At 38.1% G+C, this 26,157-nt stretch carries 22 protein-coding genes; 4 read left to right on the top strand and 18 right to left on the bottom strand.

Annotation, left to right across the window (positions count from 1 at the left end; genetic code table 11):
- Window positions 1–130: 130 nt before the first annotated feature.
- From M2448_RS16550 to mobC, 15 genes are all read right to left on the bottom strand, one after another.
- A complete protein-coding gene (locus M2448_RS16550) occupies window positions 131–586 on the bottom strand; it encodes a hypothetical protein (protein WP_280647801.1) in 456 nt (151 codons plus the stop codon).
- A 15-nt stretch (window positions 587–601) separates the two neighbouring features.
- A complete protein-coding gene (locus M2448_RS16555) occupies window positions 602–1,648 on the bottom strand; it encodes an RHS repeat-associated core domain-containing protein (protein WP_280647802.1) in 1,047 nt (348 codons plus the stop codon).
- A 242-nt stretch (window positions 1,649–1,890) separates the two neighbouring features.
- On the bottom strand, window positions 1,891–2,568 hold the full coding sequence (locus M2448_RS16560) for a hypothetical protein (protein WP_280647803.1): 678 nt from the start codon (window positions 2,566–2,568) through the stop codon (window positions 1,891–1,893).
- Between the two features lie 217 nt (window positions 2,569–2,785).
- Window positions 2,786–3,826: an RHS repeat-associated core domain-containing protein gene (locus M2448_RS16565; protein WP_280647804.1), complete on the bottom strand. Its 1,041-nt coding sequence runs from the start codon at window positions 3,824–3,826 to the stop codon at window positions 2,786–2,788.
- Between the two features lie 508 nt (window positions 3,827–4,334).
- Entirely contained in the window at window positions 4,335–5,513 is a 1,179-nt protein-coding gene (locus tag M2448_RS16570) for an RHS repeat-associated core domain-containing protein (protein ID WP_280697186.1), read from the bottom strand.
- A gap of 347 nt (window positions 5,514–5,860) precedes the next feature.
- Window positions 5,861–6,334 (bottom strand): hypothetical protein, encoded by a 474-nt coding sequence (locus tag M2448_RS16575; RefSeq protein WP_280647806.1) that lies wholly within the window; start codon window positions 6,332–6,334, stop codon window positions 5,861–5,863.
- Window positions 6,335–6,342: 8 nt separating this feature from the next.
- Complete coding sequence (locus tag M2448_RS16580) at window positions 6,343–7,650, bottom strand: RHS repeat-associated core domain-containing protein (RefSeq protein WP_280647807.1); 1,308 nt, start codon at window positions 7,648–7,650, stop codon at window positions 6,343–6,345.
- A gap of 723 nt (window positions 7,651–8,373) precedes the next feature.
- Window positions 8,374–9,375: an RHS repeat-associated core domain-containing protein gene (locus M2448_RS16585; protein WP_280647808.1), complete on the bottom strand. Its 1,002-nt coding sequence runs from the start codon at window positions 9,373–9,375 to the stop codon at window positions 8,374–8,376.
- 237 nt (window positions 9,376–9,612) lie between these two features.
- On the bottom strand, window positions 9,613–10,104 hold the full coding sequence (locus tag M2448_RS16590; RefSeq protein ID WP_280647809.1) for a hypothetical protein: 492 nt from the start codon (window positions 10,102–10,104) through the stop codon (window positions 9,613–9,615).
- Between the two features lie 6 nt (window positions 10,105–10,110).
- Window positions 10,111–15,216, bottom strand: a complete 5,106-nt coding sequence (locus M2448_RS16595) for a DUF6443 domain-containing protein (RefSeq protein WP_280647810.1) — start codon at window positions 15,214–15,216, stop codon at window positions 10,111–10,113.
- Window positions 15,217–15,238: 22 nt separating this feature from the next.
- Entirely contained in the window at window positions 15,239–18,658 is a 3,420-nt protein-coding gene (locus M2448_RS16600) for a hypothetical protein (protein WP_280647811.1), read from the bottom strand.
- Window positions 18,659–18,665: 7 nt separating this feature from the next.
- Window positions 18,666–19,817: a T9SS type A sorting domain-containing protein gene (locus M2448_RS16605; protein ID WP_280647812.1), complete on the bottom strand. Its 1,152-nt coding sequence runs from the start codon at window positions 19,815–19,817 to the stop codon at window positions 18,666–18,668.
- Between the two features lie 391 nt (window positions 19,818–20,208).
- Window positions 20,209–20,613: a hypothetical protein gene (locus M2448_RS16610; RefSeq protein ID WP_280648063.1), complete on the bottom strand. Its 405-nt coding sequence runs from the start codon at window positions 20,611–20,613 to the stop codon at window positions 20,209–20,211.
- A gap of 72 nt (window positions 20,614–20,685) precedes the next feature.
- On the bottom strand, window positions 20,686–21,483 hold the full coding sequence (locus tag M2448_RS16615) for a relaxase/mobilization nuclease domain-containing protein (RefSeq protein WP_280647813.1): 798 nt from the start codon (window positions 21,481–21,483) through the stop codon (window positions 20,686–20,688).
- Window positions 21,473–21,688 (bottom strand): plasmid mobilization relaxosome protein MobC, encoded by a 216-nt coding sequence (gene mobC, locus M2448_RS16620; protein WP_280647814.1) that lies wholly within the window; start codon window positions 21,686–21,688, stop codon window positions 21,473–21,475. The genes M2448_RS16615 and mobC overlap by 11 nt, the downstream gene beginning before the upstream one ends.
- 151 nt (window positions 21,689–21,839) lie before the next feature.
- Here mobC and M2448_RS16625 point away from each other — a divergent pair, with 151 nt between their 5' ends.
- The 4 genes from M2448_RS16625 to M2448_RS16640 all read left to right on the top strand — a co-directional run bounded on the left by M2448_RS16625 (window position 21,840) and on the right by M2448_RS16640 (window position 23,549).
- Window positions 21,840–22,100 carry a hypothetical protein gene (locus M2448_RS16625; RefSeq protein WP_280647815.1) on the top strand — a complete coding sequence of 87 codons (261 nt, stop codon included), beginning with the start codon at window positions 21,840–21,842 and terminating at the stop codon, window positions 22,098–22,100.
- A 685-nt stretch (window positions 22,101–22,785) separates the two neighbouring features.
- On the top strand, window positions 22,786–22,926 hold the full coding sequence (locus M2448_RS16630) for a hypothetical protein (RefSeq protein WP_280647816.1): 141 nt from the start codon (window positions 22,786–22,788) through the stop codon (window positions 22,924–22,926).
- A gap of 16 nt (window positions 22,927–22,942) precedes the next feature.
- Entirely contained in the window at window positions 22,943–23,257 is a 315-nt protein-coding gene (locus M2448_RS16635) for a helix-turn-helix domain-containing protein (RefSeq protein WP_280647817.1), read from the top strand.
- Window positions 23,250–23,549 (top strand): helix-turn-helix domain-containing protein, encoded by a 300-nt coding sequence (locus tag M2448_RS16640; RefSeq protein WP_280647818.1) that lies wholly within the window; start codon window positions 23,250–23,252, stop codon window positions 23,547–23,549. The genes M2448_RS16635 and M2448_RS16640 overlap by 8 nt, the downstream gene beginning before the upstream one ends.
- Before the next feature lie 256 nt (window positions 23,550–23,805).
- On the opposite strand, the gene M2448_RS16645 is transcribed toward M2448_RS16640, so the two are convergent.
- From M2448_RS16645 to M2448_RS16655, 3 genes are all read right to left on the bottom strand, one after another.
- Entirely contained in the window at window positions 23,806–24,627 is an 822-nt protein-coding gene (locus M2448_RS16645) for a Fic family protein (protein ID WP_280647819.1), read from the bottom strand.
- A 139-nt stretch (window positions 24,628–24,766) separates the two neighbouring features.
- On the bottom strand, window positions 24,767–25,315 hold the full coding sequence (locus M2448_RS16650; RefSeq protein WP_280647820.1) for a transposase family protein: 549 nt from the start codon (window positions 25,313–25,315) through the stop codon (window positions 24,767–24,769).
- 101 nt (window positions 25,316–25,416) lie between these two features.
- Window positions 25,417–25,662, bottom strand: coding sequence for a hypothetical protein (locus M2448_RS16655; protein WP_280647821.1), 246 nt, complete (start codon window positions 25,660–25,662; stop codon window positions 25,417–25,419).
- Window positions 25,663–26,157 lie beyond the last annotated feature (495 nt).

Consider the following 26,157-nt stretch of genomic DNA (forward strand, 5'->3'; position numbering starts at 1 on the left):
AACCTGACAAAGATGACGAAAATTACATATAAAACTCGATCTTATCTATAAGATAAAACACTCCTGCCAATGATATATTGGCAGGAGTGGGTTTATAGAGTATTGTAAATCTGAAGGAACAGAGTTTTTTTTAGTCATTAATTATAACAGAATTTCTATTGATGTTTTTTTCATTTCTTTCAGAAGTGTCAACAAAATTTCTAATATAAAATAATACATCATTTTTTGTATAATTCTCATTTTCCTCTAAAAAGTGCAATAAGATCACTATATTAACTTGGGGGGATTCTCTCATGTCAATAATAGAAAAACCATTATTATCAACTAAAAGATAATGTAAGTATCCGTGTACAAGAAAATTCTTTATTAAATAAATTCCATGCTCTTTTTCTTTTATAGTATTTTTATTCAAAGGGTTTGTTATCATTTCATTAGGGAAATTATCAAGTGTATAAAATTCTGGACAATCCCCATTCTTTTGTAAGAATGACAATACGCTTTCCTTTATTTCTTTTAATGGAATTTCTGTAGAAAAAATATTACTTGTAATTAAAATAAATAATGATAATACTGCTATTTTTTTCATAAAATATTGATTTTTCTATTGAGATCTTTTTTTTATTTCTTGTAATTCTTTTATAATCTGCTTTTCTATACTTTTAGGTTGTATTTCAACTTTACCAACCTTACCTTCAGTGGACAACTGAACATTCTCAGGGGTAGTATGTCCCTGTTCATGACCTGCCGTAACTGCTAAAACCTCATCAACGGATAACCCATCTAAATCTTTGACATCTTTTGGCTGATTATCTTTTTTAGCTTGTTCTATTGTTTTCTTAATAGATCCCTCATATAGTACGATATCAAATCCTTTAACTTCTAATTCTCCATTTTTCACTGTCATTCGTTGAGATGTTTCTCCCAAAACCGTAGCTGTTTTTCCCCCTTCTTTTTCAGTCTTTATTTTTGAGCTTATTGACAAAGTAATATCCTTTTTGTGATTTAATAAGTACATTAGACTTCGAGTTGCGGTTCTGGACCTAAGCATTGCAGTACCAACTCTTTGTAAATCTTTTGGAGCATTGGAGGTTAATTTACCATTTACCAATCCTACAGGCTTTCCATTTGTTCCTATTATTTTTCTGCCATCAGGATCAATGTATTTCAACGGATTATTCATCACATACACATACGGACTAATACTATAATACTCCTCCGCCAGCGGATCCACCGTAGTAAACCTGCCCAATGCCGGATCATAATACCTTGCTGAGTAATCATACATATTCAGCTCGTGAGTTTTCTCAAGCTCCTTACCGTTGTACTTGTAGGGCTGGATATCCGGATTGAAACTATCAGCAAAGGTCATTCCGAACGGATAGTAATGGTTCTGTTGTTTACGCTGTCCGTCTGATCCGACAACAACCCTGTTGTTACCCAAATGATCATTCACATAGAAATAATATAGACCGCCTTCGATATAGCCACCATCGATCAGAATACGTTTCAAGGCATCTTGCTCGTATATTATATTGCCAACATAGTCGGTAGTGATTCGCTTATCGAAATTGGCATCCCCGCTTGTCGATCCCAGGACGGGGGTATAGCCCACATCGGTGGAGTTCAGGTGAACGGTGCGCAGCTTCACGCCTGAGGCTGAGTATGTAAAGCTAGTGATTTATTTTAACTAAAACCTGACAAAACTAAAATTACATATAAAACTCGATCTTATCTATAAGGTAAAAGAGGCTGATCCAATTATGGGACAGCCTCAGTTTATAGTGGATAGTAAATCCTAATAGTTATTACTTCTGTATTTGTAATCCCGAAGGACGAGGTTAATCCTATTCATTATAACTCTTTAGAAAATGAATCAATAGCTTTTTCAAGTTATAAATTAATAAGAACAGATATAATGCTGTATGACAAAACTTGTTCGTTAAATTCAAATTCGTTGTAATAATAGGCTTCAAAATTATTTATAATATTAATATTTTTATAAACTGCAAATTCGACAACAATATTGTCGCACTTTACACCATCAATATTTTTAATCTTCATTTTCTTGTCAAACTTCGACATTTTCTTTGTGTCTACTTCTTTTATATATTTTTCTTGATAAAAAGACTCCTTTGGTATTTTTATACATAACTTACTATGTGGTAGTATGGATTTAAAACTATATAAAATTTGCCCTTTTCGGATGAGACGATTTTCCCCAATAATATATAAATCATTGCGTTCTACTGATAAATAAGGTATTAAAGGTAAGAATGACAACTTACACTGGTTCTCTTTTCTATCGAATCGATGCAGATACCTTGCATTATATAACTGTTCTATATCAGAAAATGCATTTTCATTTAAATAGCTATCAAATAAATATAAACTATCCGATGTATTATTAATTAATTCAAACTCAAATACATCCTTATTTGTATTAACAAGAATAGAGATTAAACTATCCGAATGTTGTGATAGATTTATATTTGAAATATTCACTTGCGCTTTTACTTGAAAAGAGAAAATAAATAGAATAATTGCTAATATGAGGGTATTGTTTTTCATTAATAATTGCCTTGTCTTACGTTTTTATTATGTGTTTCATCATATGGTCTAGGAGGTAAACCGAGAGTTCTTCTAACACTATTATTATAATCAATCACTTTGTTTTGTGATTTTCCTCGATATATAATATGACCTATTTCGTGGAATATTACATCTGCTACATTTGTTGTGACTGTTGTTGGTATAAACCGAGCTCCATTAGCAGGGTCTATTGGTGTTAAATAATAAGCAGGGGTACAGCTTGCACGGTCATACTAGTTCCCATTGAGGGGTCTATGAGAATAGTATTTTGACCATTTAGATTTAGATTAGGGTTCTCACTTGCTAACAATGTCAGAGCTCCTCCTCCATCCGAAGCATTAACAGTTTCTGTATTTCCATTATTATCTGTAACTTGGGTGCTTGTTCCATAAATAATATTAGTTATAGTACTCTCATTCATAACTTTTGTCAGACCTTTTAACGCGGTCTTCTGATCTCGGGTCATTCCTCTAGTAGAACCACTATATACAAGCATACCTGTGCTTGTATAACTGAAATTTTGGGTATGGTTTCCAAATACAGTGTTTAAGTCTGATGTAAATTGAGCTTGATTTTGTTGTGGGACGCTTATGCTATCACCCTTAAAATCAACAAATCTTATCGGATTATTTCCAACATAATTATACGGACTCCAGCTATAATACTTCTCCGCCAACGGGTCGACCGTAGTAAACCTGCCTATACTTGGTTCATAATACCTTGCCGAGTAGTCGTACCAATCCAGGCGGTGCATCTGGTCGAGTTCCTTACCGTTGTACTTGTACGGCTGCTTGCTTCCTTTGTCGTAGTTGTCCGCAAAACTCATACCGAACGGGTAATAGTTATTACGCTGTTCCAGTACCCTGTTTGCATCGGTTACTGCCCTGACGTTGCCCAGATGGTCACGGAAATAAAAATAGTATGTACTCTTTCCGATGTCGTAATAACCTTCGTCAGTCAGGATGCGTTTAAGCGTTCCATTTTCATAGATATTGTTGCCAACGTAATCGGTGGTCTTGGTCATATCCAATGCTGCTACATTTATTGTTGAGCCAACAACCGGACTTGTTGAATAACTACTGTTCCATTTCTGGACTACTTTCAGCTTCTGACCTCCTGCCGAATAGACATATTCGTTCCTTGCCTCTGCAACAGGACTCTTTATATCCATCTGTCTTGGTAAATTTAACGAATTATATTGAATGGAAGAAATACCTTTGTTCAAATCTTTGGTCATCGCACCGTTTTTACCACAGGTGGAATTTTAACTAAAAAGTAATAAACCTCTACAAAAAATCAAAGAACTCTCAATTGGCTGTCTACTACCTATTCAAAAAAGGCATAGATAAAGATGTGGAATTTTCATAACACAATTTTGCTATGTTATAAACCATCCTGCAAAAAATGCAAATTGGCAGGATGGTTTTTATTATTGCTTTTGCAACACACAGACTGGAAGTCTGCGCGAGCAGGGCTATATATCACTTTTTCTAATACTTCGCAATACTAACAGACCTCCAACAACCCCCACAATTATATAAATACCTATGAGACAAATATAATCAATCATATCATTTACTTGAGATTCTAATATTTCATAAGGATTCTCTCCTAAAAGACTTAATTCATCTACACCATATTTCAATCTAATATGTTTAGTTATATATTTATAAACAGAGAACATTCCTATCAATATTGAGAGGAGTATATATATACATATGTATTTCTTAATTGATTTCATCTATTTATCTTTTGGATGTACTACCTTGGCGACGATAACTTCTGTATATGTTTGATGATGGAGATTTTGAATTTAAAAATCCTTTTAAATAATGAGGTGTAACAATTCTTTCTTTTATTGTATATCCTTTATTTTTTATCATTGGTGTTGGACTTGGGTAGTGTCTTGTCGTTTCCATTGCTTCAGAACCACTTTTATTTAAAGCATCGGATGCAAATGTTGTACAATTATTAGAAAAAAGATTATATTCATCTATTATATAGTTATCCGTAGTTCCTTTACTATTATCCCCAGGACTACGATATGTTGACTTCGCTGATGTCGTGATATTATCCATGGTTTCTGTCATTGTTTCATCTGAAATATCTGTGACAACATAAGAATTCATGTTAGTTCCCTTTTTCTTACTATTCATATAGTCTTGAGCATGCTTCCCCCTCATTACTCGCAAGTTACCACTTGTCTTTATGTTGTCTCTTTCAAGAGGCTCGTAAGAGTACACTACCATATCATCACCCTCCCCAACTGTAATCCAAGCGTGACCAGTTCCTATTGTTTCAACATGAACTCTTACTGAATCCCCATTTGGATCAATATATTTCAATGGGTTATTTAGACAATACACATACGGGCTAATCGAATAATACTTCTCCGCCAGCGGATCTACCGTACTAAACCTGCCCAATGCCGGATCATAATACCTTGCTGAGTAATCATACATATTCAGCTCGTGAGTTTTCTCAAACTCCTTACCGTTGTACTTGTAGGGTTGGATATCCGGATTGAAACTATCGGCAAAGGTCATTCCGAACGGATAGTAATGGTTCTGTTGTTTACGCTGTCCGTCTGATCCGACAACAACCCTGTTGTTACCCAAATGATCATTCACATAGAAATAATATAGACCGCCTTCGATATAGCCACCATCAATCAGAATACGTTTCAAGGCATCTTGCTCGTATATTATATTGCCAACATAGTCGGTAGTGATTCGCTTATCGAAATTGGCATCCCCGCTTGTCGATCCCAGGACGGGGGTATAGCCCACATCAGTGGAATTCAGGTGAACGGTGCGCAGCTTCACGCCTGAAGCCGTATAGGTGTAATAGCTTTTACCGCTGGTTTCTATATTCTTTACGGCAAGCTCACTTGGTAAATTTAAGGAATTATAATTAATCCCCAAAATTCCCTTGTGGCTATCTTTGTTCATTGCACCGTTACGGTTGTAGGTATATTGTCCCGATCCGTTTGCATGGCACTGCCTCCGTACGATTCGTTGTAAAACAGTGTCTGACTAAACAACGGGCTTGTTATGGATTTTGTCCACGAGCGGACATTATAAGCATAGGAGTAATTTTAACTAAAACCTGACAAAGATGACAAAAGTTATATGTAAACTATACCTTACCCATAAGATAAAACACTCCTGCCAATATATGATTGGCAGGAGTGAGTTTATAGTGGATTGTAAATCCTAATAATTATGACTTCGGGATTACAAGGACGGAATATATCATTCCCTTATTTTCTTTAAAAATACGATATACATATACCTTCTCGTTCTAAAGAAACGCCCCCTCGTTCTCCAACCGTAAAGAATTGTTTATCAGACAACAATGTCGTTTTTCTTTGAAACAGACTTAGACCTATTGATTTAAAAGATATTTGTCCTTGTAATAATTCTATATTCCAATCATATTCTATTGAAGATGGTGGTAGATATTTAATATTACGCGGGGTATGAGGATTACATCTCTCAATATTGTCTATTGTTAAGTTTACGTTCATAGATATATCAATGTTTAGGTTCCATATGTTCTCAAACACTAAGGTTGCCGGACAAATATTGAAAGTGAAAGTTTTTTTTTCTCTATTAATCCACTCTGCAATATAATCAATATCCATTAAAAATTCATTTGTTTCATCATTGAACCCAATAGCATATACTTTGCAGTCATGAAAATTAATATTTTCAAAATCTTGTATTAAAGTATTTGTTTCCATTTTTACTATCATCTTTTAGGTTTAGGTATTTCATTGGGGTTTGCAGGCCTAACATCTCCTTTTTCATGAACATGAGGAGTTGGCACATTATCACCCGATTTATTTCTATGTGGAATTCCTGTCCTATCCACCCTTTTTACCTCATCAAAACCAGTTGGATTTCGTGAATTTTCTTTATAAGTGGTTGTGTTGGATATATTTCCATCTTTATCTCTTCTAAATGTAGAATGTGGGCCTGTAGCTTCTTCACTTGGCTTCAAATGATTTGACCCTTTTCCTCCACTTTTACTAGAGCTAGCCTCCGATACTCTACCATAATCATATCCGGCTTGTTTATTAAGATAAGCATTTCCTAATAAAACTGCCCCTCCGATAACTTCTGCAGCTCCACCCGCTACAACTACACCTCCTGCTCCGGCAACTAGACCTCCAACTGGAGAACCTACACCTGAGGCAGCAATAATTCCTCCTGCTCCAGCTGTACCACTTCCAGCGGACATATTAAATGTTCCTGCAACTATCGTAGCTGCCCCTACAATTACGGCTACATTGTCTACTGCCCGCAAGGTTCTATTATATTCGGAGGCATCGGTTGGAGTATATACATTCCTCAAACCTGTTGAACCCGGTAAATTGTTGGTAACAACTCCAATAGTGACCCCCATAAGCTTATCTATCCAATCTTTCCCATCAGGATCGACACGTCTTATCGGATTATTACCAACATAATTATACGGACTCCAGCTATAATACTTCTCCGCCAGAGGATCCACCGTACTAAACCTGCCCAATGCCGGATCGTAATGCCTTGCCGAGTAATCATACATATTCAGGCCATGCTTTCTATCCAGTTCCTTGCCATTGTACTTGTATGGTTGAGCAGTCAGATTAGGATTATCAGCGAAAGTCATACCAAACGGATAGTAATGGTTCTGTTGTTTACGCTGTCCGTCTGATCCGACAACAACCCTGTTGTTACCCAAATGATCATTCACATAGAAATAATATAGACCGCTTTCGATATAGCCACCATCGATCAGAATACGTTTCAAGGCATCTTGCTCGTATATTATATTGCCAACATAGTCGGTAGTGATTCGCTTATCGAAATTGGCATCCCCGCTTGTCGATCCCAGGACGGGGGTATAGCCCACATCAGTGGAATTCAGGTGAACGGTGCGCAGCTTCACGCCTGAAGCCGTATAGGTGTAATAGCTTTTACCGCTGGTTTCTATATTCTTTACGGCAAGCTCACTTGGTAAATTTAAGGAATTATAATTAATCCCCAAAATTCCCTTGTGGCTATCTTTGTTCATTGCACCATTACGGTTGTAGGTATATTGTCCCGATCCGTTTGCATGGCACTGCCTCCGTACGATTCGTTGTAAAACAGTGTCTGACTAAACAACGGGCTTGTTATGGATTTTGTCCACGAGCGGACATTATAAGCATAGGAGTAATTTTAACTAAAACCTAACAAGACTAACAAAAGTTACATGAAAACTCTGTCTTGCCTGTAAGATAAAACACTCCTGCCAATGATGGGATTGGCAGGAGTGGGTTTATAGAGGGTTGTAAATCCTGATAGTCCTTACCTCTCGGGATTATAAATCGCGAAATAGGAGATGCTAACCACTTATGTTATTTATATTGAACTCATATTAGTTTATTCCCTTTAAAGTAGAAAGTTATCAATAGTGTTAGCAAAAACAAGGACTCTAAAGTTTCAATATATCTACTAGTATTTAAAAAAGAACTTAATTCCTCTTTGTTTAATTCAATTAGAAAATCTTTTGGAATAAAATAGAATATTACGACTATTACTATATGATATATCTTTAATTGAGGTACATTTTTTAATCTAAAGAGGTAAATAAATATAAAAGTATAAGTCAATACTGTCCCTATTATTATAACATAAAATGGTATGTTTAATAAAGCACTACTCATTGCAAACAATCCGTTCAAGAGAGTTAAAACTACATGTATCGCGATTACAATTACTATTCCTGCATAAAAATTCTTCATCTTATTTATATTTATTTTGTTGACTTTGGCAGTTCTATTAAAGGGGTATTAGCTTTAAATCCACTATAGACATTAATTCTACTAATTCTATTGTTCTTCCTATCTGTATAACCCATATTCTGCCCTTTCCGTTCAGCGGATTCAAACGCAGCACTTTCTGGAGATGGAGAAGATAAAATAAGCCCTATCACATCATCGATAAATGATCTTTTTTCTCCGTTATATCCCTTTTCGTATCCTTTCTTAACTCCTAATGTGATACCAGTATCACCATAATCTAAATGATCCTCATATTCTTTTGGAGTTTCTCCTAATGTGTGTAACTCTTTTTTATTTGAATTAGGATCATCTATTTTACCCTTATCTGCAAGTTCTTTTAATTTTTTCTCTAGTTCAACAATTTTAAGATCACCTACTATTATAACATCAGTTAGTCCATCATTCGTCTTAAAAAGCATCTCCCCTTTATTATTTCTGTAATCAGTTTGAATTGAATCAGGTGCCATACCTGTAGGATCAATATACTTCAATGGGTTATTCATTACATACGCATACGGACTCCAGCTATAATACTTTTCCGCCAGCGGATCCACCGTAGTAAACCTGCCCAATGCCGGATCGTAATGCCTTGCCGAGTAGTCGTACCAGTCGAGACGGTGCATCTGGTCGAGTTCCTTGCCGTTATACTTATACGGCTGCCTGGCGTTTTCTTTACAGTTCTCGGGGAATCCTGCCCCGAACGGATAATAATACTTGCGCTGGATAAAGGTCCCATCCTGATCTTGTACTGTACGGGTATTACCCAGATGGTCTTGCCGGAAGAAGTGGTATTTACCGTCCTCCCAGTAGCCGCCATCGACTAATATGCGCTTGAGTTTACCATTCTCGTAGATCTTATTGCCTGCATAGTCGGTTTCTTTGACCTGAGTGAGCAAACTAAGCGTTACATCGGAACCGATAACCGGTGCCGTTGAGTAATCAGGGTTGTAGGTATGCTTTACTTTCAGCTTCACGCCTGAGGCTGAATAGGTAAATCTAAGGATTTATTTTAACTAAAACCTGACATTCCTAACACTTTTTGTACCCTTTTTCATCATTTTTCTTATTCTTCAAAGGTCGCTTTAGGTATAGATAAACAATCCTGCCAATGATGACAATGACAGGATTATTTCTTTTTATTCTTATTCAAGGCAGAGCCTTGTATTTAGCTCGACGCAGGCAAAACCTATACCGAACGTGAGGCGAAAGAACTATATATACTTTATTAATAGATTATAGTCATATAATTCATTAGCCGTGTATCCACACTTATCTAAGCAATCTTTTAAAAAAAACAACATCTTCCTTAATTCTTTACTAAAAGCAATCTGGGTTACACATATATTGGATTTTTTAGTTAATAGCTCTCTTAACTCACCCAACACACACACCCATAGCGACTTAATCTCCAACTCACCATTCTGAAGTTTAGTTAAATACCAAATACTTGAAAATGTATTTGAAGCCCAATGTATCTCTATTTTACTATCTGTTCCCTCAATAAACTCCAAAATTTTAATAAAATCTTTCGCCATTATGGAAATATCATATTTATACGATAATGGTATGAATAGATTCTCCCAAATCAATACTGCATATTCAGTATTTCTTAAAAAAATAGATTCTAAAGCCTCCTCTATACTAGCATCATCTTTATTTTTGACAAAAGATAATTCAGGATTACTTATTTGTATTTTAATCATAATATATCATTCTAAAGGGTAACCATGAAAAGTTCCTGTTCCATTATTTCTAACCCACACTTTAGTAGCTACCTTTTCTGTACCATCCGGCATATGTACAATAGATTTACTTCCATCTGGTAAATCGAAATAGGCACCTTCTCCAGATTTTAAAGTTGCAGCTTTTTCTCCTGCAAATTCCAAATCAGATTTATTACCCCATTGACCTTGAGGTATATTAGACTCTTTAGCCATAGCTTTACCTTCTTTCCAATTTATTCCATGTTTTTTTGATCCTAAATATTTAGCTTCAGGCTTTAACCGTTCTATTGTCTTCGCTACATCCCCACCTATGCCTAGTGCTTCACCTATGGCCTTTCCCGCGGCTTTAACACTAGACCCACTAACTACAGGAAGAAATGCCCCTGCTACTGCAAATCCTATATCTACACCTGATGCGGGAGTCCCATCGATGTTTATCGCATTTCCTCCTCGTGTAATAGCAGTTGCTAAAACAGTTGCATCATTCACATCAGACATGGTAACTAATCCTACTGCTGCGTTTTTCTGAATGGTAGATGAATTATCTTTTATTGTATTTGCGATGTTTTGGCTTCGAGCCATCCGTTGATAATCAGCAGGATTACCCCCAATTGGAGGAAAATCATAAGATCTGCCGTCTTTATCAATAAACTTAATCGGATTATTAGCACAATACACATACGGACTAATACTATAATACTTCTCCGCCAACGGATCCACTGTCGTAAACCTACCCAATGCCGGATCGTAATGCCTGGCCGAGTAGTCGTACCAATCCAGGCGGTGCATCTGGTCGAGTTCCTTACCGTTGTACTTGTACGGCTGCTTGCCATTATCTTTTGTGTTCTCAGGAAATCCTGCTCCGAACGGGTAGTAATACTTGCGCTGGATAAGGGTACCATCCTGATCCTGTACAACACGGGTGTTACCCAGATGGTCTTGCCGGAAGAAGTAGTATTTACCGTCTTCCCAGTAGCCGCCATCTACCAGTATACGCTTGAGTTTACCATTTTCGTAGATCTTGTTGCCTACATAGTCGGTTTCTTTCACCTGAGTGAGCAGGCTGAGCGTAACATCGGAACCGATAACGGGTGCCGTAGAGAAATTAGGGTTGTAGGTATGCTTTACTTTCAGCTTCACGCCTGAGGCTGAATAGGTATAAAGATTGCGTCCTTCGCCTGTCGGACTCTTTATATCCATCTGTGAGGGCAAATTTAACGAATTATATTTAATATCGGATATGCCTTTGTTCAAATCTCTGGTCATTGCCCCATTCTTGTTGAAGAAATATTCTGTGGCAGCATTGGAATGATCTTTAAAGTCTTCTGAGCCGGCAATCAGGACAGAGCCACTGGAATCAGTTATTCTTTTTAGCTGATTACCGCTATACTCGTAAGATAGGATATCTACTTCTGACCAAAAATTATTCGACTGTAAGCCTCTGCGTTGCAGTCCGGTCATGTTGCCATGTTTATCATACTGGTAGTTAGCCGAATATCTACCGGCTGATGGCTCGGAATTATCATATCTAGCCTCCGTATAGTCTGCTGCCGTAAGGCGGGATAGCCCGTCATACCGATAAAAGTAGTTCCGGTTCTTATTATCGTAGGTAGACCATGACATAGCCGATATATTACCCGTATAGCTTTTCTTGTTGTTTACACTGTTGTTATTGTCTTTGTAATCTTCATTATAATACAGGTTTTCGTAGAAAGTTCCGGCAGCTATCGATTTCAGCCACGAGCGCACATTGTAGGTATAGATGCTCCTGAGAGAATTACTGTTATTGATTTTTTTCTCTTTCAGCCTACCCAACTCATCATAGGTATTCTCAGCAAGCACCATCTCCGTTCCGCCATTGAGCTTATGGGTGGTCTTTGTCAACCTGCCTGCATGGTCGTAGTTGTAGGCATAGTCTTCGGTTTGGGTAGTCTTGCCTGTGGCCGTGTGTATATGCTTCTTCTTAGTGGGTTGACCGGTGAAGTTGTAGGCTACGTACTCTTTTTCTATGCCTCCTGCCAGATGGCTGGTAGAGTGTGACTGTATCAGCCTGCCGCGATTGTCATAATACATGGCTGTGTACAGGTATTTACCCGATCCGTCCAGCAGGGCGGTCAGTGTGCCTGTGAGCATGCCTTTGTGCTTGTACTTGTTAGCATCGGTGTCGTCTCCGTAGCGGGTGTTGTACTGGGTGGCATCGTAAGGCAGCTTGGCAAAGTCTTCTTTTGTCCGGTGGTTATAGTTATCATAATAACTTGCTGTAAGTACACTCGGGGTGGAAAGGGTAATGCCTGCAATGTCGTAATACTTGTTTGTAGTATTACTCAGATTCTGGCTTGCTTTTACCACTGTGTTTATCGGATTGACTGCCGCAAAGTTCACGATGTTTTTACAGGTGCCTGTCAGCACAATGCGTCCGAAGGCATCGGGTATAGAAAAGAGCCATTCGCCTTTGGCGCGTTGTTCGCCATCTTGGGTCAGAATCAGCCGGTCAGCCTTGTCGTAGACATAGTATATTGGTTCGCATCCGGGAAGTTTCTTCCATATACAACGATTCCTGTGGTCATATTTATATTGATATGCTAATTCATCTAATTTTACCTTACTTATGCCTTCATCGTCAATACGTGGGGGAAGGACAAATGATAAATTATTAAATACGTCATAAACAAAATATGTATCGAAAGTCTGCGTATCGTTAAATTGGCGGATAAGGATTACTCTTCCCGATTTATCTTTAAACTCGAAGGAGATGTTGCCATCTTCGTCCATTGTTGATGTAACAAATAATTCTCCGGAGGCATAATTTCTATTTTTTATTAAAGTTGCATTCTGTCCGTCCTTTTCGGCGACATATCTAATACAGTTGAGAGAGTCGGTTCCTTCCACATTTGTCAATATCCGCATCTTTACAGACTTGTGGTTGTTATGCCAATCTTCTCCTGGGGCATACTGCTCTGTCGCTCTATTTAGGGGTGAATCTTCATATACAGGCTTACTGTACGATAATTGGTCGCCTTTATAAATAGACCTCGACCTTATTTTAAATCTGTTTGCATCTATAATCTTTCCACCTCCATTGTAAGCAATGGGTAGCCACGATTTGTCTTCCCTTCCCAAGCTATCATATTCTTGCATCGATATTATATCTTGTTTCTGTGGGCTATTTCTCCACAATATCGATTGTTCGGGTCTTCCCAGTGCATCAAAATAAGCAATAGAGTGCCGGCCCCTGTCTGTGGTCTTCACATCTTCTATCTTTTCAGCACTTTCCGATGGAACAATTGTATATATATAGTTTTTGCTTGTGCTCAAAGCTACTTCTTTAGTGTCGGATATCTGGTTGGCTGTAACAGGATAACCTTCTATGAAGGTATTGATTATTCCATCAGTATTTTTCCCTTCCGAAATAATATAGTACGTGCCGGCAGCCAATTTTTTGAAGAGAAGACATGCTTGACCCTTTTGCGTACAAAAGTTATCCAGTCCGGAATTGTCGCTTTCTTTTATAATGCTTAAATTTTCGTTTGTCAAAGTCAGATATGTATTATCAACCTCCGATCCACAGTGTGATACTGTTATATCCATAGCATACGGCAGCACTATTTTGTAAAACACATCATTGGTACTATTCTTTTTGTATTCATCAAAATAGAAAACCGTATTGCGTATGTCATCAAATGCGAAGTATCCTTCTACAACCGGAACGGTGATTGCAGATTCTTTTTTGTCTCCTTCCAAGGGAACGGGAGTTCCGCTCAGTTCTATCGTAAATGGCAAATCATTCACGCCACCATAGAGAACGACCAATGTATATAAGCCAGGGCTCAACTTATTATAAGCCCCATTACTATCCGGATTTGCCATTCTTCCATTACTGTCAATGAGAGTTGTACCTAGAGAGCCGCAGCTGGCTGTAATGGAAAAGGAGATGTCCATAAGGGTGTTTAACTGAATTTGATATTGTTTTTCTCTGACATCGTTATATTTTGTTCCACTACCGACAAATACTCCATGTGTCGTGTTTGTGAAACTTTCCTTAAAAGCACCAATATTAACCGCCTTGTCTTCAGCATCTCTCTGAATTGATGTTCCATTTATGTTGGTTACTATGATTCCATTCGTTGTCATATATTTACCTTGATAGCTGGAATAAATATCTGCTCCTGCTGAATAGATGAGATACCTGCCTTCGGGAAGATAATAGATATCTAAAAAAGCTTTATCGCCCGGACTATCAGAACCATAAAAATTCCATTCCCTTTTATCCGAATACAATAGGGCTAAATGAGAGTCTTGAATCAATCCATATCCATCTACATAACGATAAGACCCTTCATCCTCTACTTTATATAAAAACAATCTGGTTGCATTATTAATAGTTGAGTTGAGGTGATCAATCGAGATGCGCATCGGCTTTTGCAGCTCAAATTCGTAATAAACGCAGTTTGAATAACTGATTCTTTCTTCCCCTTGCATTACGGATTGTGGCGTATACCGCTCGGTATTACGCGCATCGGAATATTCAAATGCATCGTTAAATATCCCTACTGGAATAGGTACAAATCGTCCTTCTTGAGAATTATAATTTACCTGAACCGCATTGAAAACCGGAGAGATGCCACGTATGGTCATTTCTACAGACCCCGTTATATTTCTACATTCATCCAATTCATTTATTATATAATATACACCCGGAGACAGAATAACATTAATGTATGCTAGATCAGAGTTAGGGGTGTTTTTTATATTAAACGAACCTTTATTACTCTTGATTACAGATAGGTCCGGCTCGTATGATTCCGTTGCCAGTGTCAAAATTGTTCCAAGTGCATAGCCTTGATCAGATAACTGTCTGTGCCAATTGTCTATGGTGACTTCAGATGGTTGGGTCAATTCAAATCTATAATACAGTTTATCTCCTGTTGTTTGGCTAATTTGTGATTTAGAAAAAACAGAATTAAATGTACCTAAATCTACTATTTGAGCGTGAGATGGAATTTTTACATTTGCATTGTTCTGTGAATATACGGGTCTTCCTGTCGTAATTGTAAATAGAACAATTAATGATAATAATATATTGTATTTCATATGTATTTTCTTTTTTATTACGTTATGGATTAACAAGATTGTATTGATGCGACTCCAGTATTTCTTTCTTCCCATTTCTATTCTGGTAGACTTGTATCAATCTATTCGCTTTGTCGTATTCGTAGTAAACGGACAATCCTGCGGGATCGGTGACACTAGCCAATCCCACAAAAGGATAATAGGTATATGTCGTTACAGAAGCATCGGTTAAGGTTGTCCGTAAAGCGTTTATACTCTCTATAACCTCGAGGGGGATACGAAGTAAAGATATTGAATCTATCTTTCTGTTCAAGGCATTTTCCACTTGGTCATACGTAGCATTTTCTATTTTAGCTATGGGACATAATCCTTGGTAACTCCAGATGTATACCGTATGCTTACTTTCATCTTCTATTTGATATAAAACATTTCCATATTGATCGAACCGTAAATTTTCTCCCCTTACTTCTAAAGGATAATTATCATTGGAGGCTTCTACGGAGGAAACAACGGGAAGCCTAGCGGGATAAATTGAGTTTAAGAACGTGTTATTCAGTATGCTATAATTTTTCTTTATTGTTGATAGTTTCTGATTGTCTTGATAATTGGTTATTTGTACAATCGGGGATAAAACATGTTGATTTTTAAGATGGATATATGGTTCTTCAGTCATCTCATAGCCATGCAAATATTCGGTACGTTTTACACCATCGCTATTTTGAGCTGTAACAGTCTTAACATAGTAGCCTTCATGATCGTAATTATAGGTTTCTTCTTCTGTAATAACTCCTTTCGAGGTATAATGATGTATGGTCTTATTCACCAAATTGTGAGGATATAATGGGAATTTGGTTAGTTGAGTAAAACTACTCCATGTGTAAAATGGACCAGCCCGATAATCTGTAGTTGGGGGGATATGCACATCTAAAGCGTAGTGCTCGTCTTTATTAGCAGGCGCAGAATAATCATAAATTTCTTCTTTTATCAGATTCCCCTCACCTGAGTAAAACCTTTTATTAGATATTTTTCCTCCTTCGTTAGGGTATACAAAGTGACGCTGTTTAACAGCCCAATTTAAAAATGGCATATTTGACGTAATATCCTCCTCTCCCAGTTCGATGGGGAACTCTATAACTTTCGTATATCCGGTACCACCGATTTCGCGGGCAGATGTAAAAAACGTTGTAATATAAGAGCCGCTATAGCTTTTCACTTTTCTCCATGAGGGGATATTAGCTTTCTTGGCTTCGAAAGCGACAGAAGCCCCACCTCCTCCAATCAATACGACAAAGTAAGTGCCTTCCCCCCATTCTGTATAGGGATTAATTACATAATTGACCGAATTCGGTCCCATATCGAATACGGCAATCTCACTGTAAATATTGTCTTTATATATCAGTATACGCCCACTGTTAGATGGGTCTTGCCTTCCGGATATAGTCCATTCTATACTGTCATTTTCTATTCTGATGGAAGGTATGACTAAGGATTGTGCCGTTTCCAGAGGAGCGATAGCCTTATTAATCAATAGCTCGTTATCTGTTGCCTCCTCTTGCCATACCGTCGGATTATTGTATTCTGTTACTTCATCGTATCGAAGATGATAAGGATAATTGTTACTTATATTAAATCCGTTTGAATTAGCCAAAGGATATTTTATGCCTGGAATTTGAGAAAATTGTAAAACGAGATTACCCTTATCATCTTTCTCATAGCCATTTTTGACATATCCATATAGATAATATACTGGCTTTGGTTGGTTAAGCCAACCACTGGTTTTTCCTGTTTGTTTAGAATTGTATGAATAATATTTGCATAGAGACGGTTTCTCCATTGTTTCATACTCATAATGCGATATTGATGCGATACGTGCTCCTCCGCCCAACTTCTCTTGTTCTGAGTCGTTGATAATATGCGGTTCATACTCGAACTTAGCCATTCCTCCGGTAGGATATATTATTTTATTCAATAAAGCAATATCACATTCTTCACCCGGATCCCTGTCTGCTGACATTTCTCCACCAGCCAGAATCTTTGGCATAAGATTTTCGTAACGTCCATTCCAAAATCCCCAATGATCTATGGCTCTGGTAAAAGGACCATCAGCAACTATCCTGTTATAAAAGAAATCATAACTTCCGACTGTGCTATTTGTTACTTTTTTTAAAAATAATCGGGTGTCGAACTCATAACTGAAAGTCGATCGTTCGAGAGGGGGATTACTCATTGTAGTGGTCTCATAACGAAGGATAGAATCGATCTGAACTCCACATAGTTTTCCAAATATCGAGCATTGCGACTCATCTTCGGCAAAAAACATTGTCTTTTTGGGAGATGAATGATAAAAAAATATTTTTTCTTTATCTGTTTCAATACTTGATATCAGTGCAATTTTATTTAGAGAAAAACTATAATCGTCTTTTGATTGATTGGTATCTTCCGGCAACCTACGATAAGTGCTGTAAGCTGAGCCTCGCAATAGATAGTTTTTGTGTATATTCTGTGATACATTTGACAGATTATTAATGACGCGTCTCGGGTCTCGATGATCCCATGCAGTAAGATAATCAGCATAGTTTATAGATAGAATGCGCCCATTCGGAGCTTCAATCTGAGTCAGATGAAAAGCACTTATCGTTTTGTGTGGAGGGTTTTGGGCGTTATTAGAATAATCTGTCCACGACAAAGCTGTATACTCCACTGCATTCAGATCCCCGCCGAAGGTATATTTATAGCCGTTATCAGTCGTTATTACAAAAGTTATTCCAGAAAGCCCGTCATGAGAGAGTCCGTAATGGGAAAGATCCACATGCACCTTGCCTTTTCCTGAATGAGAGACAGCTATCGCATTCCCATCAAAGTCGATCATAAATTGTCCGGAATATCCACAAAAATTAAATGTATATAAATCCGATGATGGTTCGACATCGCTGTCTAAAATTTGCCTATAGCCTCCCGGAAAATATCCTGCCAGTAGATAATATTTTAAATAATCATCAGTATTATTATAGGCATTCTCTTTGAATGTTTTATCCAATCCAAATTCTTTAACCTTTAAAAAACCGCTATATGTGTAAGGCTTGCTTGGATAAGTGATAAAATAAAAAGGGTCTTGACTGATATTATCAGCGATAGTTCTTACCTCTCTGTATATAGTTCCACCGAAACCCAAAGACCAATTGAGACCTACCATACCTTCCGGCTCTGTCGGCTTATATCCTCCGGAGTTATAATTCAGAGTTATGGGAAAATCAAAATCAGGATCATTAATGTGCATAACCGGAATAGTTAAATCCAACCTACCGGTATTCAATGCCACCGGCATCTGATCATAACGGATAAAACTTGCTACTTGGGGTGAAAGAAATTCAGTTTTTTCTACATATCTTTCCCCTTCTTCTTGAGAAAAACAATTTAGAATAAACAGGAGGTTAAAAAGTAAGGCTATTATATATTTCTTCATAGTATTTTCATTTTTTAATTATCACTTCATTTACAAACACCTTATTTGCCGTTATTCTCAGCACATAATTCCTCTGGTACAATCCCGAGCAGTCAATCCGCTCATTGTAGAAACCCGCTTTCTGGTTCTTGGGGCTGATCTTCTTGACCGGCATGCCGTCTATCGAGTACAACTCGAAAGATACCTTCGCATCCTGTTTCAGTTCATAATCCAGATTCAGCAATGTGGTTACCGGATTCGGATACATCTTGCAGGTCATGTAGTCTTCCAGCGTCACTATTTTTGCATCTGGGGTATCGGTCTGATTCTGGTTGTTCTCTGTTTCTTTCCACAGTTCGTCCAGTAAGGCAATATTCTCGGGATCGGTGTCCAGATATAGGTGGTCCTGCGGCGGAAAGAAGAAGGCCGTAGAAAAGATTGCCGTGCTATCTGCTATATTGATATTTCTCACCGTCTCGAATACAGGATAGCGATAGCCCTTGCTGTACCAGCGGCAGGTCTCCAATAACTTACCTTTGTTGTTGTCGGGATCGGTGTTGTAAGAATATTTATCGGGAATGTCGAATATGGTCTGTTCGGTCTTTACACGTAATACGGGGCTCAAGGTATCACCCGATGGCAATATCAGCTTGCCGTAAGCATCGGCTGTGGTGATAATGGTACCTTCCGATTGCATGGGCACTGTGCCCGAATACATCCCTTTGGCCTTATACGATGAACCCACCTGCTGCCCGTAGTTCAGCGGGAAGTGCAACGGCATCATCGGGGTGGTATATGCCAGCCTTACAGTTGGATTCTCGTGCCCCATCTGTAACAGGGAGTCGTTTGTAAGGCGGTAGTAGTACATGGTGTTGTGTTCGGTACCTATTACCAGTTCGTTGTCTGCTACCTTATTTTTCTTGTAGCGGTTGTCTCCCAGTATATAGATGCTGTCACCTTCCATAGGAGGCTCACTGTAACTGAGGATATACTCGTCATTAATGGTTCGAAGCCTGCTGAAATCCCAGATTACATCTTTCCCACTCCTTCCCGGGTCTTTGTATTCTACTTGTTGTTTGATAATCTCGTCTCCCGGGCGGGGACTGTTGTAGCGGATGTTGATCTGAGCAGATACAACAACCCCGTAAAACATTAAGAAAATACTTATGATTGTTCTCATAAATGGGTATTGTTTAATAGTGATTATTAAAAATCGGTTAATAAATAAAGAGTATTAGATACTATTGTTATATTCCTAAAATTGATTGGCTGATTACCTTCGAATATTACAAAAAATAGTATTGATTGTGCAGGAAAATAATTACAGCTTCTCTGTCTTTCGCTATAAGTAAACAGGAATGCACCTTTCGATTTATACAAAAATAAAATTAATTATCATCGTGATATGATTTATTATGTAATTTTACAATATATTGTGATTTGACTCAGGCGTTTCTTAATTACAATAAAAAACGAACAAGAAGAATTACAGATTTCCATCGCTAACCTTTTACAATGTTTTGTAAGCTTCAACAAATGCAAATTGCGCCTATCATGCCTAAACATTTTTTCTACATCCCCCTCCCCCTGCTTTTCTTCTGAACAATAGGCTGCCTTGGTTTTTGATCTTCCTTCTGAGTTTTCGGCAAGCATGGGTCATCCCACGATTCCTGATAGTCGGAGTCGGATGTATCGGCTTTCCACAGGTGAGGATACGCGAAATTCCCAATGCCGTACCACTTGACTTTGGCTCTGGTGACGCAGCCCTTTTCGATGAGGATTTTATCCTGAATACGCATTTTGTATTTGCCGAATTTTACAAAATCTTCGGGATTCTGACTGCTGAAAAAGACCTTCGTTTTTTCTTCATTGAAGAGGGCATAAGCAGAGAACTGGCCGCTACCGTCACTTTTATTCATGCCTTTAAGAAATACAGAGCCGCCGTTCATCAGAGTTTCTTCCTGTTCCGATGTCAATTCAATGCCTTTGAGAACAAGATTTCGCTTGGCGGCTTGGGCTTTGGCTTCCGCCTCTTTTCTCTCTTTCTTTTAGGCTTCTTGTTTGGCTTTCTGCTCAGCTTGTTCCCGCGAATACTCTTTCCGTGCTTGCCGTTTCACTTCCTCTATGTTGTTTTCAAGTGCCTTTTTGAGGTTTCCGAAGCTGAATCTCCTATCCACCTGAGAGCCTTTGAACGCAATGTTGTTGTAGCGGAACGATACACCTTCAATCTCATTGGTCGTTCGTTTGTGTTTATATTCAAGCTCTATTCCGAACTTTTTCAGAGCAAACCGCAGGTCAGCCGGGTTCTTGCAGCTCGGCAAAACTGATTTTATCGCATCGTATATATAGTATTTTACCTTGTCGGGGTCGTTCAACCTTTCCCGCTTGACCTTCTCTTTTCCTTTTCCATAAGTCAGACCGTATTTGTCTTTCAGCTTCTTGCAGACTTTGATATTCCGCTTGTAATCGTTGTTGACGGAAATCAGTTTCAAGTCATTATCAATGCGGTTGTAGACAATATGCAGGTGGGGATTGTAGGTATTATCATGCCGGACGATGATGTATTGCGTATTTTTTATACTCATTTCCCGCATATATTCTTTGGCTAATTGCAGCATAAAATCATCGGTCATTCTATGCTTATCTTCAGGCGAAAAGGCAATCGGAATATGCCCGACAGGCTGCTTGATCTCTTTCCTGCCGGAGCGTTGCATGGCAAAACTGCGGATAATATCCTGCTTGGTTCCTTCCAGCACTCCTTCGGCTTCAAGCAACTTGGCGATATCGTTCATCACATACGACACACAGCCCTTAAACGACTTCCCCTTGATATTCTTAACGATCATCCAATAGTTTTTTGAATTGGTTCATGATAACAATAACCTCCATTGCTGTATTGGGCAACCCAGCCTGATTGGCCTTTTTAGCGATCTGATTCAGGTTGTTGCCCATACCCGATAGCTTGCGCATCAGGTCTAATTCTTCTAATGTAAAACGGGATTTGATGCTTCCCTTCAATGTCATTTCCCGTGCATATTGTGTTACTTTCATCCCTAACTTTTCAGCTTTTCCTTTCAAAAGAGCATAGTCTTTTGCGGTCAATTTCAGGTTAATCGACCGGTTTAACTTAGCATTTTCCTTTGCAGGTCTGCCCCGTTTGACGCTATTCTCTCTCTTGTTTTCGATGCTGTTTAGAGTATTTATGCTATTTATATTTTGGTTTATAGATGATTATCAGATGTGTTCACACATTCTGACAAGCCGTAGGAGGAAGCGACCACTGGGAGATGACGGCGAAGGCTTGTCAAACGGCTTTCTCCTCTTCTGCGACCATCGGGAGCGGAAGGGGGAGAGCCGAGCTCTCTGCAAGAGCAAGGTTTTCGGAAGTAAATCAAAAGGATGCGTAGCGACTTTTGGGTTACCCGAAAGATTACCTTGCTTTTTTGACGACGAGAAAAAATAAAGAGGCACGAGTCTCTTTGTTTTTTGATCCGGCGGCAACTTCAATACTCCATCCGGAGTCTAAAACTAAAAGCCAGGATTCAAAAATGCGACTTAAATAAGAGGTCGCCTTGAAATGTTTTTCTTTGTTCACTGGTCTGTTATTTTAATGATTCAGACCACGAGTAAAATACATTTTTTGCTTAACACACAGTAAAATACAGCTGTCGGACTTGTATGCCGAAGTCTGCTGTATATTGCCTTTTCGACCGGAAAATAATCGGTGCGAAATACTCCGATTTGCTAACCTTAAAATCTGCCGTTTTTCTAATTTGATATTTTGAGAGTTGCTTTTCAGTTTTGAAAACTTGAAAATTATCAAACTTGCAAACTTGGTAATTTGAAAACAAAACCTGAGCCCTTTTTCCTTTTGTTTGTACAATGATTCGATTCTTAGATAGTTTCTTAGATGAATTTAACTATCTATAAAATCTATCGATCTGTAAATCTAACAATTGATTTTTAGATTGTTAGACATGTCGATACATCGAACAAATGATAGAACGATAAAAAGATAAAACTATATAGCCGTGGACAGATAGACAAATATATCTATCTACAAATCTATCTGTCGATGATGGGAGGGAAGTAGCTGTGAAAAAAGCCCAAAAAAGAACTATACAAACCTGTAAGTATAAACTTGACCTGTGCCAACCTTTACCACCTCCCTCCCGAAAAAGGCGGAAATAGGAGAAGATGAACATAACTTTGCAAAGGAAAAAGGATCGGCTTCTCCGGCAGTCGATTGTTCATTGGATAAAGAATCTGTCGAACCTAAAGAAATGTAACCAAAAAATAATGACAATGGAAATAGTAAACATTGAAGCCCAAACATTTGAAGCTATGCTCTCAAAATTTGAAAATTTTGCAATCCGGATGGAGCAGCTATGCTGCTTGCATGGCGACAGAGATATGAAAGAGTGGCTGGATAATCAGGATGTGTGCCAACTCCTGAACATTTCGAAGCGTACACTTCAAACACTCCGGGATAACGGAACGCTGGCATACAGCCAAATCAGCCACAAGATACACTACAAACCGGAAGACGTGGAAAAGATTCTTCCCATAGTAAAAGAAAAACAAAAGCAAACCAAATACAAAAAGAATGCTTATGAATAACCGGTTAATCACACGAGAGAACAACGAAAGGGTCAAGGGAATTTTTCTTTCATTGGATCGGCTTTCAGCTTTGATGGAGAGTTTATTTATAGCCCGTAAACCGACCCTGAACGGAGACTGTTTCTATACAGACGAGGAACTGTCGAAGAAACTGAAAATCAGCAGACGAAGCTTACAGGATTATAGAAATGAGGGGCGTATTCCCTATATCAAGCTGGGAGGGAAAATCCTGTATCGCTCTTCGGATATAGAGAAGTTGCTGGAAGAGGGTTACCAGGATAAGTTCAGGTAGTTGATTGGTTGGCGAGCTACAACTGAATATTTTTCCTTTTTTCAACTGATAAACATCCTCTTAATGGAAGGAGAATAAATAAGACAAGGCTATTTTGAAAAAATACTCTTTAGGGGTTTAGTCTTGGCGTTTTATTCCCTTCCGTTATTTTTGTGTTCAGATGAAGAAAGATAATAAAACAACGGCAGACTTCCGCTTGGGTGAAGTCTGCCGTTGGATAGCTGAGATAGCTAAGTAATATTCTTTGATAGAAAAGTCACATTTTCCGTCCTTTGGATTGTACCGGAGGCTTTATTTGCCGATTTGTCATCAGATCAAATTTTATATCCGTTTTTAATGAAATCTCATTGATGCGCTGGATCTGTCGATTCAGAAAATAATCGGCATAGAGGCTGTAATCCTCTGTTTCGTAAAAATGTATCAGCCCCTTACGGTAATTTAGTAGATCTTCGTCTTTTGCCGAATAGACAGGTATAACATCGTTATTTATCAGCACAATACTTTCCAGCAAACGGGAAGTGCGTTTATTGCCATCAATAAATGGTTGTAACCGGGCTATATTGCAATGCAGGTAAACCGCTCGTTGCATCGGGTCGGCATAATGGTACTGATCCGATAAAATTTGTCCAAACCGCTCTTTAATCTCATCGGCTTCTTTGGGAGGGGTGTATGCTGTTCCGGTAATACCGACAGCTTTGCTCCTGAGAATCCCCTTATCTCTTGTTTGCACTAACTCGTCTATCAACATGGAATGAATTGAAAGCACTGTGCGTTCGTCAATATCAATAGCACCCTCTTTGCTTATTTGTTCCAATATTGTAATAAAACTGTTGTACAGGTTCTTTAGCATTTTGGCATCCTCGTAGCGCTTAGGGGAGGTTACATCATCTTTGAGCAGGGCTTCGGTTTCAACATAGGTATAGGTGTTACCTTCTATTTTTCCCGAATAATAACACCATACTACTGCCAGATTTTTGATTTCTCCGGAAGACAAAGCGGATAATTTAGCATATTTATTTTTTAAGATAAATGCTGATTTTTTTAATTGTATGTCATTGAAAATCGGTTTTGTTCCCATTTTGATTTATTCTTGTTACAAAGATAATTTATTTACACCATCGGTGGATTTATTACGGCTATATTTTCTTTTTTTCAATTATACTTTTGTTCTTTAAATCAATTCAATGCCGGGTTTCGAATGGATTCTTTTCATGAAGTCATCTTGACTTTTTCGTTTTACAAATTTTCTTTAAAAGAATTACCATAAAATCGATATAATTGAATGATATCCAACTGGATATTGTAGTATCAAATCTATTCAGAAGAGTTCTATAGCTATCTATCCATGCATTAGTCCTTTCAATAGTATATCGTTGCTCGTATAGTATTTCATTAAATATTACAATATTATCACTATTCCCATTTCGGGGATTTATAGCTGTATTGGTGATTATCCCATATTCAAAACACTTATTTCTAAATTCCTTAGAATCAAATCCGGCATCAGCATTGATAAATAAACCATCGGTCGAAATGCCTGCTTTTTCTAACGTTTGGAACAATTCATCTAAATGAATATCGATTTGATATAAATCATGATGATTGCCTGCTATGGGAGAAGACATAGCTATTGGTAAGCCTTGATTATCTGTCAGATATAGAGCATTGGTTGTTTTACTCATTTTGCGGGTTTGAAACTCAACCTGTTCTCCTCCGCGCAGAGCTTTCGTATGACTACCATCTACTGATGATGTTGATAAGTCCAATGCCCATTTATAGTTTTCCAATATCCGCAACCAGGAACTTTTCCATTCTCCTTTTTTACTCCATTTACGAAAAGTCAAGACGACTTCGTAGAATAGCTTTCTTAAGATAGGCGGATTTTAGGACATTTTTTCCCCTGCTCGTACTGATAAAGCGATTCAATGAATACTAACTCAACACGAGTAATATTCAGTATCCGAAAGAGATTAGTATAGTTTTGTTCGGATTGACTGACTGTTGTTTTTACTTGTTCCATAAAGCACCCATAAGCAGTCTGTAGTTCTTCGTCTGCAACTTGTGAAGCATCAGATAATAGACTGAATAATCTCCCTTTTAATAATTCATTCATAGCATAAAGATAATTATTCCACAGTAATATTAGTCATATTACAAGCGCAAGTAACAAATACGGTTTTATTTGCCTATATAGATAGCAATCGGAAGCAAGCCACAGCAAAGATACCCGCATGACTTTGTTTATCAACGATATAGTGAAAATGCTGCCTATATTTGCAGCTGTATCCACTGTCGGATACACATAAACACCATGTAAGATGAAAATATTATCCGAAATTATCAGAGTGGGAAACTTTTCAGGTATTGCTATAACAAACTGCTCTGCCTACCCATGAAGGACAAAGGGTAATACACGGATGGTATTGCTTGATTCCCATTTTCCGGTATTATGCACACCCCGGTGTGTAAACGTTGCCGCCGTATCAAAAAACAAAGAAGCTGCCGCCTCTTTATTTTTTTCTCGTCGTCAAAGGAGCAAGGTAATCTTTAGGGTAACCCAAAACTCGCTGCGCATCCTTTTGAATTACTCCCGAAAATACCTTGCCCT

Source organism: Dysgonomonas sp. PF1-14, assembly GCF_029892965.1.
Classification (GTDB): domain Bacteria; phylum Bacteroidota; class Bacteroidia; order Bacteroidales; family Dysgonomonadaceae; genus Dysgonomonas.

Coding starts and splice junctions, on each gene's coding strand:
- M2448_RS16550 (WP_280647801.1), bottom strand. CDS start 586: ATGAAAAAAATAGCAGTATTATCATTATTTATTTTAATTACAAGTAAT.
- M2448_RS16560 (WP_280647803.1), bottom strand. CDS start 2,568: ATGAAAAACAATACCCTCATATTAGCAATTATTCTATTTATTTTCTCT.
- M2448_RS16565 (WP_280647804.1), bottom strand. CDS start 3,826: ATGACCAAAGATTTGAACAAAGGTATTTCTTCCATTCAATATAATTCG.
- M2448_RS16575 (WP_280647806.1), bottom strand. CDS start 6,334: ATGGAAACAAATACTTTAATACAAGATTTTGAAAATATTAATTTTCAT.
- M2448_RS16580 (WP_280647807.1), bottom strand. CDS start 7,650: ATGAACAAAGATAGCCACAAGGGAATTTTGGGGATTAATTATAATTCC.
- M2448_RS16590 (WP_280647809.1), bottom strand. CDS start 10,104: ATGATTAAAATACAAATAAGTAATCCTGAATTATCTTTTGTCAAAAAT.
- M2448_RS16595 (WP_280647810.1), bottom strand. CDS start 15,216: ATGAAATACAATATATTATTATCATTAATTGTTCTATTTACAATTACG.
- M2448_RS16600 (WP_280647811.1), bottom strand. CDS start 18,658: ATGAAGAAATATATAATAGCCTTACTTTTTAACCTCCTGTTTATTCTA.
- M2448_RS16605 (WP_280647812.1), bottom strand. CDS start 19,817: ATGAGAACAATCATAAGTATTTTCTTAATGTTTTACGGGGTTGTTGTA.
- M2448_RS16615 (WP_280647813.1), bottom strand. CDS start 21,483: ATGATCGTTAAGAATATCAAGGGGAAGTCGTTTAAGGGCTGTGTGTCG.
- mobC (WP_280647814.1), bottom strand. CDS start 21,688: ATGAAAGTAACACAATATGCACGGGAAATGACATTGAAGGGAAGCATC.
- M2448_RS16625 (WP_280647815.1), top strand. CDS start 21,840: ATGCTATTTATATTTTGGTTTATAGATGATTATCAGATGTGTTCACAC.
- M2448_RS16635 (WP_280647817.1), top strand. CDS start 22,943: ATGGAAATAGTAAACATTGAAGCCCAAACATTTGAAGCTATGCTCTCA.
- M2448_RS16640 (WP_280647818.1), top strand. CDS start 23,250: ATGAATAACCGGTTAATCACACGAGAGAACAACGAAAGGGTCAAGGGA.
- M2448_RS16645 (WP_280647819.1), bottom strand. CDS start 24,627: ATGGGAACAAAACCGATTTTCAATGACATACAATTAAAAAAATCAGCA.
- M2448_RS16655 (WP_280647821.1), bottom strand. CDS start 25,662: ATGAATGAATTATTAAAAGGGAGATTATTCAGTCTATTATCTGATGCT.